Below are 12,424 nucleotides of genomic sequence, written 5' to 3'. Positions count from 1 at the left end.
TGCCTCCTTGTTTTATGGCGGCGCCAGCGATTCTCCTTTATCATACCGTGAACGGACCGTTTTGACAAAAAAATTCGTATTGGCCAGCCAACAGCGCGACGATATGGGAAAACATCGCCGCGCGGTCGATGCGTCCGTTCGTAAATACGCCGACCGCCCCTTCCTTTGTGCGGATATTCCGCCGCCCTGTATACTCCTCCATCAGTTCGCCGAGCTCGCGCCCCGTCTCAAGCCCGGTGCCGATCTCCGGCGGCAAGGCGAGGCGCGCGCCGCCGGCCGCGACCGTCACGCCGTTTCGGTCAACGAGCGCTCCCCAGTTGCAAAGCCACCATTGCCCGTCGATGTTCATCACACCTCCCTCAAGCCCGATGCCGATGTCCGCCTCTGCCGCTTCCAGCGCCCGCTTGGCACGCTCGATCGCGCCACGCCGCGTTTCTTCGTCCGAAAGGGGCTGAGCGGAGACGCCTGAGGGCACCTCAAGCGGAATGATGCGATCGTCCGTCTCCCCGAACACCGCGCGGACGGCGGCGATTTTCGCTTCGTTCTTCGTTCCGACCGCAATTGTCTTCATTGCTCATCCTCCTTGGCATGGAAAAGGAGAAGCCGACGCTTCTCCCCCTTATCTTATTTAGCTTTCCCTATTGCATCTTTGCCGCCATTCGTTTTTGTTTAGCTGTTGGCGCGGATCGCTTCGACCGTCGCCCGGTCGCACCGTTTGACGAGCTCAACGATGAGCGCTTTCGCCGCCGCATAATCATCGACGTGAATGATCGCCGCATGCGTATGAATATAGCGGGCGCAAAGGCCGATGACCGCCGACGGCACGCCGCGGTTCGCGATATGAACCCGCCCGGCGTCCGTTCCTCCACCGGGAGAAATGAAAAATTGATACGGGACATCAAGCGCTTCCGCTGTGTCGAGCACGAACTCGCGCATGCCGCGGTGCGTCACCATCGTCCGGTCGTACAAACGGACGAGCGCTCCTTTGCCGATCTGGCCAAACGCTTGTTTGTCGCCAGACATGTCGTTCGCCGGGCTCGCCTCAAGGGCGAAGAAGATGTCCGGGTTGATCATCGTTGCCGCCGTCTGCGCCCCGCGCAGCCCAACTTCCTCTTGCACCGTGGCGCCGGCATACAACACGTTCGGCACCGTTTCCTCTTTCAGCTCTTTTAACAGCTCGATGGCGAGCCCGCAGCCGAACCGGTTGTCCCACGCTTTCGCCATCACCGTCTTCCCGTTCGCCAGCACCGTGAACGGGCTGACCGGCACGATCGGCTGCCCCGGACGAATGCCGATCCGCTCGGCGTCCTCACGGCTTTCCGCGCCGATGTCGATGAGCATCTGTTTGATTTCCATCGGTTTATTCCGCTGCTCCTCATCGAGCAAGTGCGGCGGAATCGAGCCGATGACACCGACGACCGGCCCGTCGTTCGTGATAATTTGCACGCGCTGGGCGAGCAGCACTTGGTTCCACCAGCCACCGAGCGGTTGAAAGCGGATCATACCGTTGTCGGTAATCGCCGTGACCATAAATCCGACCTCATCCATATGGCCGGCCACCATCACCGTCGGGCCCGTCTCGTCGCCGCGCTTGACGCCGAAAATGCTGCCGAGACGGTCTTGCACGATCTCATCGGCGTATTTGGCGAGCTCTTTGCGCATAAACTGCCGCACCGCGTGTTCATGGCCCGGCGCCCCCGGCAGTTCGGTCAGCGTTTGAAACAGTTGCCGTGTTTCTTCGTTCATCACCGTTCTCCTTTCTTTTTCCCTTCCGTTTTTCCGCTTTGCTTACATCTTTCGCCAAAATCGGCTATACTAAACCGTATCAAGGCAAAAGGAGGAACAAATACATGGCTTGGAAAAAATGGGTTGTTGGCGCCGCCGTCGGTGCCGCCGCCGTCTACGCCATCCGCGCCGCATCGCGGCCCGCGCTTCTTGCGCCGGAAAAAGCGCTGGCCATCGCGAAACAATCGCTCGGCGGGCCGCGCTCAATCCGCGGCTCATGGATTCAGGCCGCTCCGGAACGGTATGAGAAAAACGGGTTGACGTACACCGTCTACCGCGGCGGCATTTGCCGCGATGACGGGGATGACGAGTTTTGGGTGAACGCGTACACCGGCGCCATCGTCGACACGCGGCCGTTATAGCGACGGCCGGTTGCGCTTCACCTGTTCCGCAATCGCACCGTCTTCCCGCCATTTGACCGCGCGGTAATAGGCATCATGGTAAAACGTAAACCACGCGTTCCGCTCGATGCCGTACGAAAGCCACCGCTGTTTGGCAAAAATCGAGTCCATCGGGTAATCGTCATACGCCATCACCCAAAGGACGTTTTGATGGGCATGCGTGCCGAGCAAATCGCCGAGGTGGATCGCCATCTCCCTATCCGATTCAATCAACACGATCGCATGGCCGGCGCTATGACCGCCGGTATGTATGAGACGAATGCCGGAGACGACTTCCGTTTCTTTCGTAAACGGAATGACTTGGTCGGCAATCGGCTCCCAATTTTCTTTCCAATACGTATTGCGCGAGCGGATGTTGGGCGCGCGCATTTCCTCCCATTCAACGTCCGATGTGATGATCGCTGCGCGCGGAAACGCCGGCACAAGCCGCCCGTCTTCCCAAACCGTCAGCCCGCATGCGTGATCAAAATGAAGATGGGTCATGATGACAACATCAATATCGTCGCGCGTTAACCGAAGCGCAGCGAGCGACTCGTCAAGCGACGATTCCTCGGTGACGCCGAAATTGCGCTTTTGCTTGTCAGTCAGCTTGCCGTTGCCGATGCCGGACTCAATGAGCAGCCGTTTGCCGCCCGCTTCGACCAAAATCGGGTCGGTGCGCAGCTCAATTTGATTGTTGTCATTCGGCGGATATTTTTTCGACCAAAGCGGTTTCGGCACGACGCCAAACATCGCCCCGCCGTCAAGATGTGTGACGCCTCCGTTTAACCATGTTAATGTCACTTGTCCGACTTTTAACTGTTCCATGTTCCTCTCCCCCCCTGTTCTTAGTGTACCATTTTCTTCATCAACCGGAAAGAAACTAAAAAACCCGACCAAACAGGCCGGGTCGTTATGGCCGCTTGGGCGGGCGCAGCGCCTCGCAGCGGTAAATGCGGTTTCCTTTCGCAGAAAACTTTTCTTCATACTCGGTCATGACGTTGCCGACGACATCGCTCCGATGCAAATCCAATTGGACCGCCGCGAGCACAAACCCATATTGCGACAAGCTGACAAGCGAATATTCAAAAAACGACTGATTGTCCGTCTTCAAATGAATGTCCCCGTCCGCCGACAAAATGCGGTCATAGAGCGCCAAAAACTCCCGATAAGTGAGCCGCCGTTTCTCGTGCCGCTTTTTCGGCCATGGATCGGAAAAATTCAAGTAAAGGCGCGCGATTTCTCCGTCGGCAAAAAAGGCGGCAAGATCTTTCGCATTGGCATTGAGCAGCCGCACGTTGGGCAGCTCGCCCTCGATCAGCTTATCGAGCGCTGACACGAGCACGCTCGGGTACAGCTCAATGCCGATAAAATTGACGTCAGGATGCAGCCTCGCCATTTCGGTAATAAATTTGCCTTTTCCGGTGCCGATTTCAATATGGATCGGCCGGTCGTTGCCAAACAGCTCATGCCACCGCCCGCGCTTCGTTTCCGGGTCAGGGATGACATACTGAGGGTAAGCGGCGATCTTTTCTTTCGCCCACGGTTTGTTGCGCAAACGCATATCGACACCTCTGTCTCGTTTCCGTTTGTTGTTTTGACGCTACGCTGTTAGTATAACCACGCTTGAAGAAGCAAACGCCTAGGCATAAACGCCGCCAGGTCCGGGCATATTAAAACCGTACAGCTTTGCTAAAGGATGGTGATCGGCATGCCGCTCGACCATAGCCACCAATTGACCGTGCTCCGCGATATTTTATCTGAACACCAACTGGATTGCTGCGGAACGGTTTCCGAATGTGAACAAATCGAACGGCTCGTCAAGTCGCTGCTCGCCAACGACGAGGTGAGCACGAATGTCAAGCAAATTCTTCCGAACATTTACGCCTACGGCCAAGGCGGAAAATACAGCCCCGATGTAAACGCCCATATTTCCGCTCATCAAGCCCAACTCGCCGATTGGGTGAACGAGCTGTCATAACCCACGCGGCCGCGCGCCGGGTAAACACCGACGCCGCGAAGCGCCGCCGGCGTTCCGCTTCCTTTTTCGCGGACCGTCCGCAGCCTTTGCCCCCTATTGTTCCGCGATAATGTACTGCAATAACTGCAATGACTGTTCCCTTTCCTTTTCGCTGTCCTTCCCTTTCGGCCAAAACAAGGAATGCAGCGTATGGGCGATCGCATACCATTTCAGGCGGAGGGCAAGCCCCTCCGTCCATGAGGCCCCGTACTGATGAAGCCACGCTTCCCACTCGGCCCGCGGAATGTATAAATGAAGCAGCATGCCGATGTCAATGGCCGGATCCGCAATGACGGCTCCGTCCCAATCGATTAAGTACAACGTTCCGTCATCGGCAAGCAGCCAATTGTTATGGTTAATGTCACAGTGGCAAACGACATATTGATCATCAGGCAATAACGACACGCGCTCTCCCAGCCAGCCGAGCGCTTCACGAACGGCCGCAGCGCCGATCGGGTGGCATCGCTGCCGCTCGGCGAGCGCAGCGAACATCTTTCCGGGGTGGAGCGGCGTTTTACCGAGCCGCTTAAGCATCGTCACCAGCTCTTTGGAGCCATGAATTTTCCGCAACAACGCCGCCACCTGTTCGCTTCCCATTTCATGCGGCTTCAGCTCCCGGCCGTTCAGCCATTGCTGGGCCGTAAACACATCGCCGTTTTCGAGCCGTTTCGTCCAGACGAGCTTCGGGACGATCCCCTCGGCCGACAATACGGCGAGAAACGGGGAAGAGTTCCGTTTCAAAAACAGCTTCTTCCCTTCATATTCGGCAAAATACGCATCCCCTGTTGCACCGCCAGCCGGAGTGATCTCCCACTCCTTACCTAGTAACTGTTCCAAAGCATGTTCACCTGCGACTTAAAAAATAGAAAACGTGTCCGTTTGCTTCTTCATGTGCACAAATAAAAAGGACGGCCGTGCCGCGTCCTTCTTCCGTCCATTTTACTTGTATTATACTGAAATACCGCCCCGGCATGCAAACATTTTTCTTGCCAGGCCACCTGCTTAAAACTGCCCAAAGTCTGCGCGTCAACGCAAAAAGGGAAGAAGCTTTACCGTTGTGGTTCCGCCCATCCCCCATGTTCAGCGGGCATTGATCGCTTCTGCTCTGACAAGCACCCATGTGCCGATGCCGTCAAGGTCAAGAGCACGGCGCACCCGCCAGAGCGGAGTCGTCCCGCTTCGTTCCCCGTCGCAAACGACGTCCCACTCTCCTTCATCCGGAAGAAGAATCGTCTCTCGCTTTTCTTCGTGATGGTGAATGACGATGATTTCCGCCCACGGCCCATAGACGGCGACATCGCGCAGCCGATAGGCGATCACAGACGGCGGGGTCGGTTCCAAAAACACGAAATGGCGCAACACCTCCGCTTCTGTCGCGAGGCGAAACGCGCCGTGCGCCCGGCGAAGAGCGATCAGTCCTTGAACATAGCGAACGTCATGTTCATAGCGGCTTTTCCGCTCCCAATCGATCCGGTTGACCTCATCAGGCGCCTGATAGCTGTTGCCGTCTCCGCCTTTTGTCCGGTAAAACTCTTGGCCGCTATGCAAAAACGGAATGCCTTGCGCCAACAGAACGATCGCCGTGGCAAGCTTTTGCCGTTTGCGCCTTACCGTTTCCGATTCATGGCCATTCGCGACCGCCATTTTATCCCAGAACGTATGATTGTCATGACATTCGACGTAGTTCACCGATTGAAGCGGATGACAAAACAGCCCGCCTAGCGCCCGCAAACTGCCGGCGATGGCCGTTTTCGCCTGCTCGCGTCCGCCTCGTTCGCCAAGGGCAAAACCGCGTTCAGGCAAGTGGAACGTGCTTCCTTTCACCGTATCGCGAAACCGGTCATTGAAATAGGCAAGGCGCGGCAGCTGCCCGGCGTTGGCCATCGTCGCTTTTTGCTCCGGCGCAAGCGGTGTCGGCAAGTCCCACCCTTCCCCATACACGAGGATCGATGGATCGACCGCATCGAGGGCGTCACGCACCGCCTTCATCGTCTCCATATCATGCACGCCCATCAAATCGAAGCGAAATCCATCAATGCCGTACTCTTTCGCCCAAAACGTGACCGAATCGACGATCCAGCGGCGCACCATCCGCCGCTCCGAGGCGATGTCGTTGCCGACGCCGGTGCCGTTGGCCGGCTGGCCGTACACATCGTAGCGGAAGTAATACCCGGGAACGAGCTTCTCAAGCGATGACTGCTCCCGGTCGTAGACGTGGTTGTACACCGCATCCATCACAACGCGCAAGCCGTTTTCGTGCAACGTGCGGATCATTTGTTTTAGTTCAACAATGCGCGCGTACGGATCGGTCGGATCGGTTGCATAACTCCCTTCCGGTGCATATAGATGAAGTGGATTGTATCCCCAGTTATACGCCGCTTGCGGATCGCGTTCATCGACCCCGGCAAAATCGGTAAACGGCATCAGCTGCACATGGGTGACACCTAGCTCTTTTAAATAGGAAAGCCCGGTCGACGTCCCGTTCGGCCCGCTTGTGTCCGCTTCAGCCAATCCGAGATACTTCCCTTTATGGACGGCACCGCTGTCCGGGTGGCTCGTAAAATCACGGATGCTCACCTCGTAAATAACGGCGTCAGTCGGCGATGCGAGCGGCGGCAGCGGATGAGCGGACGGAGCGAGCCGCGTCTTTTCCCAGTCGATGACAACGCCATACTCACCGTTGATGGAAACAGCCGTCGCATACGGATCGACCGCCTCGCGCCAGACACGGTTAATGCAGGCCACATACGTGTAATACGTTCGTTCCCAATCGCCGGGGACGGCGGCTGACCATACGCCGCGCTCTCCGCGCTCAAGCGGCACATAACGGACATCGTTGCGATCCGGGGCGATCAACTTGACGTTGACCGCGGTAGCCGTCGGAGCCCAGACGCGGAACACCGTTTGTTCCTTCGTATAGTCCACTCCCAGCTTCCCTTCGTAAAAAAACTGATCATCAAACGCCCGCGTCCGCACGACAGCACCGATTTGCACATCGGTCATCTCCCCTGAACGAGTGCGAACCCAGTACGTCGACCCAAACGTGAAGGCAGACGAAAAGCGACAGACATATTTTACCGCATCCCCTAACTCCTCGGTCTGCTGCACAGCAAGCGGAATTTCCTCCCCGCCTGGCGCCACCATCGCAAACGGCGTCATCCCGTCCGGGCGACACGACTTCGGCACAAGCACGGTGAGTTGATCCATCCCGTCCAAATAGGCGACAAACGTTCGGTGAATGTGAAGCATAGTGGCTCACCCCCTTTTTTGGCCTCCCGTTATTACTATCATACGCAAAAGAAAAAGGGCGGTGCCAAAAAATCGGCCGATTCGCCCTATCGATGTACAGATGCTTTTATTGTTGCCGTTCTTCGCTGCAAATATTCCCGTCCAAACGTCGGCTGTAAAAGCTGGCGCATTGGCCAAGCAGCGCCGCAGCCGCCTTCAGCTGCTGATGGCGAAGCGGGAGGGCCGAGCGGCGCAAGCGGGAAAACCATTGTTCATAATTTCGTTTATCGATATAGTGAAGAAACGGAAAAAGATGGCCGTGGTCAATATAGCCATAGCGGTTTAACAGCACGAGATGGATCGGCCAATCGATTCGATGTTTTTGAAAAACATCGGAAACGACCTGTTCTGTCCGCCGCAGTGACACGACCGGGTTCACCCGCTTGGTTTCTTCGGTTCCGGCCCGCTCCGTCCAAAACCGGCCTGTGGAGGCGATCACCACATTGTCCGTCTTTCCCTCGACAAAGGCAATGCACCAAGCCGCCGCCGGCGTAAGGATGATCGTCTCGAGCTCGACGAGCGCCTTGCCGGCCATAGCAACCGGGCGGTAAAAACATAAATAGGTATCCGGAAACCGCTGCAAAAAATATTTCAACGTTTCATCGCCATACAGCGCGTCGTCAAACGGAGAAGCGTGCGTCATCGTCGAACTCGCCCATTTCAGCTGGAGCTGAAACAATTCATCAAGAAATTGCCGCTTCAGCTCCTCAACGGTGGCCGCCCGGCTGGCCCTCGCCTCAGCTGGCGGCTCTTCCTCCTCCGCCGGGACGCGGCGCCACCTCTTTGCAAGCCGTTCCCACCACGACGGCTTGTCAAGCAAAAAATCCCACGTTTCTTCCGCTCCCGTTTGGAGGGGTATGCCGGCGTTACGCTCCGCTTCCCACCGGGATTTCGCCTGTTCCCACTGCCATTGTTTCAGCCGGATAAATTCCGGTACATAATAATACACATCCGTTTCATAGCGGGAGATGTAATCCCGCAGCTTTACGAGCTGTCCCATACCCTCACCCGCTATCGGTTGCCCTCTGCCGGTGCACCAAGCAGCGGGAACGAGGCGATCGCTTCGTATTTCGGCGTCTGATCCATATTCGTCCGGTACAACACAATTTCCGGCACTGAAAACACCGCCGCAGCCGCCGGAAGCGAGGTGAGCGTTTCCGGACCAAACGGCTTTGCTCCTTGCCATTTGCGGGCGATCGTAATATGCGGAGCAAACGGCCGCCGGTCGAGGGAAAAACCGAGCGTCCGGCACGCCTCATACACATCGCGCCGCAACGCGTCGAGCGTTTTCTCCGCTTCGACCCCTTGCCAAAAAACGCGCGGCGCCGTGCGTTCCCCGAACGTCCCGAGCCCGGCAAGCCGAAGGGAAAACGGGGCGTAGCGGGCGGCAGCCGCCGCCACCGCTTCGCATAGCGGGTTCATTTTCTCCGGCGGCACATCGCCTAAAAACGCGAGCGTAATATGGTAGTCTTGCTCATGCACCCACGTACGGAACGGGAGCGATGATGCCGTATCGCCCGCAAAGCGGCGAATGGCTTGTTTGGCCTCCGCTGTCAGCGGGACGGCAATAAAATAATGGCTTCGTTTCATTCTTTCTCACCTGCCGATTGATCGTCTCGTTCTAGTTTGGCAAGCCAAAGCAGCACGAATACGCTGGCGAGCGTGCACGCGCCAAAAAACCAATACACCGCGCCAATCTGCCACCGCTCAAGCAAATATCCGCCCAACAGCGTGCAAAACCAGGCGCCAAGGCCGTTGCCGACCGCCGAGTAGAGGGACACCGCCGTCACCTGCACCCGCTCCGGCGCCAGGCGGCGCGCATAATGGAGCGCGGTCGGAATCGACAATCCGACGGAACAGCCTTGCACAACCGTTGTCATATAGACAAACCAAAGCGGTGGATCGGCAGCGTATGACAGCCAGCGGGCCGCCGACAGCAGCGCCGCCAAAATGAGCAGGCGCACCATGCCGAAGCGGCGGATGAGCCGGTCCGCCGCTTTCATAAACGGCGCCTCGCTTCCGGCCGCAAGCAAAAACGCGAAGCCGATGCCGGTCAGCGTGCCGCCGAGTTCATGAATCAACAGCCCGAAATACGAGTTGTTGGCCAAAATCGGGCCGAACAATAAAAACGTCGCCGTCAACAACAGCCGAAACGGGCCAATCGAAAGCAGCCCGCCGATGTCGCGCCGCGTCAACCGCCCCGCCGGCACCGCCGCCCGGCAGCGCGGCAGGCGGGCGGTCAGCGCTGCCGCAACTAGCAACGCAACTGAAAACGTATAAAAAATGGCCGCAAACGCGGTATGTTCGGACAGCCAACCGACGACCAACACCGCCACAGCAAAGCCGAGCGACCCCCACAGCCGGATCGCCCCGTAGTTTCCGCCTTGTTCGTGCACATGGCGAAGGGCGAGGCTGTCCGAAAGCGGAACGATGGCGCTCTGTACGGCCGAAAGGAGCACCGTCAACGCCACAAACGCTTCATAGCTGCCGGCAAATGAATACATAAGCCCGAACAACGACGCCAAAACAAGCGTTATTAGTAACATCCCGACCGGTTTGCGCGTATAGTCGGTCGCCATGCCCCAAAGCGGCTGAGCGGCCATCGTCACGATCGGGGTGAGCGACATAATCCAGCCGATGGCCGTCCCCGGCAGGCGCGCCTCTTCCTGCAAATAGACCGACAAAAGCGGAAACAAGGCGCCAAAGGCAAAAAAGATCAGAAAATAAAAGAGCGGAAACACCGTTTTTCGCGCCGCTGCCTCCCGTTTTAAAGCCGCTTCCATCCCGTTCTCCCCTTTCCTCGTCAAAGCACTGCTGTCCCGCGGGGCAGCCTTGTTCATTCTTCAGCCGTTCCGAAAAGCCAAGTGATTAAAGGCGCAGGTTGCTTCACCGCCTTGTTTCTCAAATTGAGAAACCTTGTGGTATCAACTTCTCGTTTCACGTCATCGGACGTCAGCTAGGGACAACCGCTGTTTTTCACCAGCCTTCTTAAGCAGCGGTTTATTTGGCCAGCTCGTAGATCGCCTGAGCGTAAATGGCGACCGCCTTCACTAAATCGTCGATCTCGGCATATTCATCTTTCTGATGGGCGACATCAGGACGGCCCGGAAACAACGCGCCGAACGCCACCCCGGCTTTGAGCGCGCGGGCATACGTACCGCCGCCGATGGCCAACAGCCGGCCCGGCTCGCCGGTTTGTTCTTCATAGACGCGTTGAAGCGTGCGAATCCATTCATGATTTGGATCGACGTAATGCGGTTTCGTATCATGGAAGCGTCCGAGCGTGAGGCCGCGCCGGGCAGCAACGCCGGCTAACGTTTGGCGGATCGTTTCGCCGTCAGCCGTCACCGGATAGCGGATGTTGAGCCCGATGGTTCCGCCTTGCTCACGATCGTATGACAGCACGCCGACATTCACCGTCAGCTCGCCGCTCGGCTCATCCCGATACGCAAGGTGGAGTTTTTGGCCGCGCGTGTCGCCAAAAAACGCGGATGCCACAAACCGGACAAACGGCTGGCTGCGTCCATCCAGCGGAAGGCCCGCTAAAAATTGCGCCAAGTAGACGCCGGCATTTTCGCCGCGCTCCGGCTCGGCGCCATGGGCGGACACCCCTTCTAGCGTCAGCGTCACCGCTTCACCGCTATGGCGAATGTTTCCGTTTAATCCGCATTCCCGGCAAAACTGCTCATAACGGCTAAACCATCCCTCGAGCCCGGCTCCTTCGACGACGGCTTCGGCCGCATCGGGCACCATATTGTAGCGGCGGCCGGCTTGAAATGAACGGAGCGTCATTTCCCCCGTTTCTTCGCTTCCCGCGGGGCGATAGCGCAAATCGGCATCAATGATCCCTTTTTCTGCGTAAATAATCGGAAAATCGGCATCGGGAACAAACCCGACATCCGGCATCTCTTCATGCTTGAAATAATGGCCGACACAGCGCCAATCGCTTTCCTCATCACCTCCGATGATGAGCCGCACCCGTTTGCCAAGCGGCAGCCCGAGTTCTTTTACGATTTTCATCGCGTAAAACGCGGCGACAGTCGGCCCTTTATCATCGATCGCTCCGCGCCCGTAAAGGCGGCCGTCCTTGACTTCGGCCGCAAACGGATCAACGGACCACCCGTCCCCGGCCGGCACGACGTCAATATGACCGAGCACGCCGACCAGCTGCTCTCCTTCTCCCATTTCGATATGCCCGGCATAGCCGTCGACGTTTTTAATGCGAAATCCTTCTTCTTGACCGCGAGTTAACATGTAATCGAGCGCTTCCGCCACCTTCGGCCCAAACGGCGCCCCCGGCCGCGCCCCGCCATCATCGCGGACGCTCGGAATGCGGACAAGCGCTTGCACCTCGCGGACGAACTCGTCTTTCCGCTTCCGCGCCTCCTCGATCCAGTTGATGTTCAACGTTATTCTTCCTTTCTTTTTGCTCTTTGTTGCCAACGTATCACATTGAAAAAGGGAAGTCAAAATTTTTCGTCTGTCACAACTTCGTTTCATTTTCGCTACAAAAAGTTTAAATTTTTCGTGAATAAGGGCAAACGGGTAGCATTTTCCCGGCCATTTCGTGTACAATGGTAGTAAACAGATAAAGACATCTCTCATCTGCAAGCTGTCGGTTGTGCCATGCGAATGATGCTAAGATAGGGAGTGGTCTTTTGAAACCTTCAACACACCGGATGCTTACTCGCATCAAATCCGTGTATATGTATATTAGCGAAAAAGGAACGGTTACGACCCAAGAACTTGTTGATGAGTTCGGCACCACCCCACGAACGATCCAGCGTGACTTAAACGTGCTTATGTACAACGATCTCGTTCGCAGCCCGAGCAAGGGCAAATGGACGACCACGAACAAAAAAGTGCGTATCTCTTCTTAAAAACCGGTGCCAACAAGGCAAAACGGGATGAGAGATGGATGCGGAACGTCTTTTCCTAACGAACGAACATT

13 protein-coding genes are annotated in these 12,424 nt (G+C 56.9%); 3 read left to right on the top strand and 10 right to left on the bottom strand.

Annotated elements, in window-relative coordinates; translation table 11 throughout:
• Positions 1–40: 40 nt before the first annotated feature.
• Positions 41–571, bottom strand: a complete 531-nt coding sequence (locus B9L21_RS01930; protein WP_063164973.1) for a DUF84 family protein — start codon at positions 569–571, stop codon at positions 41–43.
• A 98-nt stretch (positions 572–669) separates the two neighbouring features.
• Positions 670–1,746, bottom strand: coding sequence for a M42 family metallopeptidase (locus B9L21_RS01925; RefSeq protein ID WP_063164972.1), 1,077 nt, complete (start codon positions 1,744–1,746; stop codon positions 670–672).
• A 104-nt stretch (positions 1,747–1,850) separates the two neighbouring features.
• Between B9L21_RS01925 and B9L21_RS01920 the strand changes: the two genes are divergently transcribed.
• A complete protein-coding gene (locus B9L21_RS01920; protein ID WP_063164971.1) occupies positions 1,851–2,147 on the top strand; it encodes a PepSY domain-containing protein in 297 nt (98 codons plus the stop codon).
• Here B9L21_RS01920 and B9L21_RS01915 read toward each other — a convergent pair.
• Positions 2,142–2,993: a YtnP family quorum-quenching lactonase gene (locus tag B9L21_RS01915; protein ID WP_063164970.1), complete on the bottom strand. Its 852-nt coding sequence runs from the start codon at positions 2,991–2,993 to the stop codon at positions 2,142–2,144. The genes B9L21_RS01920 and B9L21_RS01915 overlap by 6 nt on opposite strands.
• 85 nt (positions 2,994–3,078) lie before the next feature.
• Positions 3,079–3,729, bottom strand: a complete 651-nt coding sequence (gene trmB, locus B9L21_RS01910) for a tRNA (guanosine(46)-N7)-methyltransferase TrmB (protein ID WP_063164969.1) — start codon at positions 3,727–3,729, stop codon at positions 3,079–3,081.
• A gap of 147 nt (positions 3,730–3,876) precedes the next feature.
• On the opposite strand from trmB, the gene B9L21_RS01905 reads away from it, so the two are divergent.
• Positions 3,877–4,146: a YtzH-like family protein gene (locus B9L21_RS01905; RefSeq protein WP_063164968.1), complete on the top strand. Its 270-nt coding sequence runs from the start codon at positions 3,877–3,879 to the stop codon at positions 4,144–4,146.
• Positions 4,147–4,239: 93 nt separating this feature from the next.
• On the opposite strand, the gene B9L21_RS01900 is transcribed toward B9L21_RS01905, so the two are convergent.
• The 6 genes from B9L21_RS01900 to pepV all read right to left on the bottom strand — a co-directional run bounded on the left by B9L21_RS01900 (position 4,240) and on the right by pepV (position 11,886).
• Positions 4,240–5,022 (bottom strand): phosphotransferase family protein, encoded by a 783-nt coding sequence (locus B9L21_RS01900; RefSeq protein ID WP_063164967.1) that lies wholly within the window; start codon positions 5,020–5,022, stop codon positions 4,240–4,242.
• Between the two features lie 243 nt (positions 5,023–5,265).
• Positions 5,266–7,434, bottom strand: a complete 2,169-nt coding sequence (gene pulA / locus B9L21_RS01895) for a type I pullulanase (protein WP_063164966.1) — start codon at positions 7,432–7,434, stop codon at positions 5,266–5,268.
• Between the two features lie 106 nt (positions 7,435–7,540).
• On the bottom strand, positions 7,541–8,473 hold the full coding sequence (locus B9L21_RS01890) for an NERD domain-containing protein (protein ID WP_063164965.1): 933 nt from the start codon (positions 8,471–8,473) through the stop codon (positions 7,541–7,543).
• Positions 8,474–8,484: 11 nt separating this feature from the next.
• Positions 8,485–9,063 (bottom strand): RNA 2',3'-cyclic phosphodiesterase, encoded by a 579-nt coding sequence (gene thpR / locus B9L21_RS01885; protein ID WP_063164964.1) that lies wholly within the window; start codon positions 9,061–9,063, stop codon positions 8,485–8,487.
• Complete coding sequence (gene malA / locus B9L21_RS01880; RefSeq protein WP_063164963.1) at positions 9,060–10,256, bottom strand: maltose permease; 1,197 nt, start codon at positions 10,254–10,256, stop codon at positions 9,060–9,062. The genes thpR and malA overlap by 4 nt, the downstream gene beginning before the upstream one ends.
• A gap of 217 nt (positions 10,257–10,473) precedes the next feature.
• Positions 10,474–11,886, bottom strand: coding sequence for a dipeptidase PepV (pepV, locus tag B9L21_RS01875; protein ID WP_172796404.1), 1,413 nt, complete (start codon positions 11,884–11,886; stop codon positions 10,474–10,476).
• Between the two features lie 245 nt (positions 11,887–12,131).
• Between pepV and B9L21_RS01870 the strand changes: the two genes are divergently transcribed.
• Positions 12,132–12,353 carry a DeoR family transcriptional regulator gene (locus B9L21_RS01870; protein ID WP_008880936.1) on the top strand — a complete coding sequence of 74 codons (222 nt, stop codon included), beginning with the start codon at positions 12,132–12,134 and terminating at the stop codon, positions 12,351–12,353.
• Positions 12,354–12,424: the final 71 nt, after the last annotated feature.

This window comes from Geobacillus uzenensis (assembly GCF_002217665.1).
GTDB lineage: Bacteria > Bacillota > Bacilli > Bacillales > Anoxybacillaceae > Geobacillus > Geobacillus subterraneus.
The sequence above is the reverse complement of the archived record's forward strand: the minus strand, read 5'-3'. Positions and strand labels throughout refer to the sequence as shown.

What these genes read in the sequence shown, in the direction of transcription:
- malA (WP_063164963.1), bottom strand. Translation starts at nt 10,256, where the DNA reads ATGGAAGCGGCTTTAAAACGGGAGGCAGCGGCGCGAAAAACGGTGTTT.
- B9L21_RS01925 (WP_063164972.1), bottom strand. Translation starts at nt 1,746, where the DNA reads ATGAACGAAGAAACACGGCAACTGTTTCAAACGCTGACCGAACTGCCG.
- thpR (WP_063164964.1), bottom strand. Translation starts at nt 9,063, where the DNA reads ATGAAACGAAGCCATTATTTTATTGCCGTCCCGCTGACAGCGGAGGCC.
- B9L21_RS01905 (WP_063164968.1), top strand. Translation starts at nt 3,877, where the DNA reads ATGCCGCTCGACCATAGCCACCAATTGACCGTGCTCCGCGATATTTTA.
- pulA (WP_063164966.1), bottom strand. Translation starts at nt 7,434, where the DNA reads ATGCTTCACATTCACCGAACGTTTGTCGCCTATTTGGACGGGATGGAT.
- B9L21_RS01930 (WP_063164973.1), bottom strand. Translation starts at nt 571, where the DNA reads ATGAAGACAATTGCGGTCGGAACGAAGAACGAAGCGAAAATCGCCGCC.
- B9L21_RS01915 (WP_063164970.1), bottom strand. Translation starts at nt 2,993, where the DNA reads ATGGAACAGTTAAAAGTCGGACAAGTGACATTAACATGGTTAAACGGA.
- B9L21_RS01890 (WP_063164965.1), bottom strand. Translation starts at nt 8,473, where the DNA reads ATGGGACAGCTCGTAAAGCTGCGGGATTACATCTCCCGCTATGAAACG.
- trmB (WP_063164969.1), bottom strand. Translation starts at nt 3,729, where the DNA reads ATGCGTTTGCGCAACAAACCGTGGGCGAAAGAAAAGATCGCCGCTTAC.
- B9L21_RS01920 (WP_063164971.1), top strand. Translation starts at nt 1,851, where the DNA reads ATGGCTTGGAAAAAATGGGTTGTTGGCGCCGCCGTCGGTGCCGCCGCC.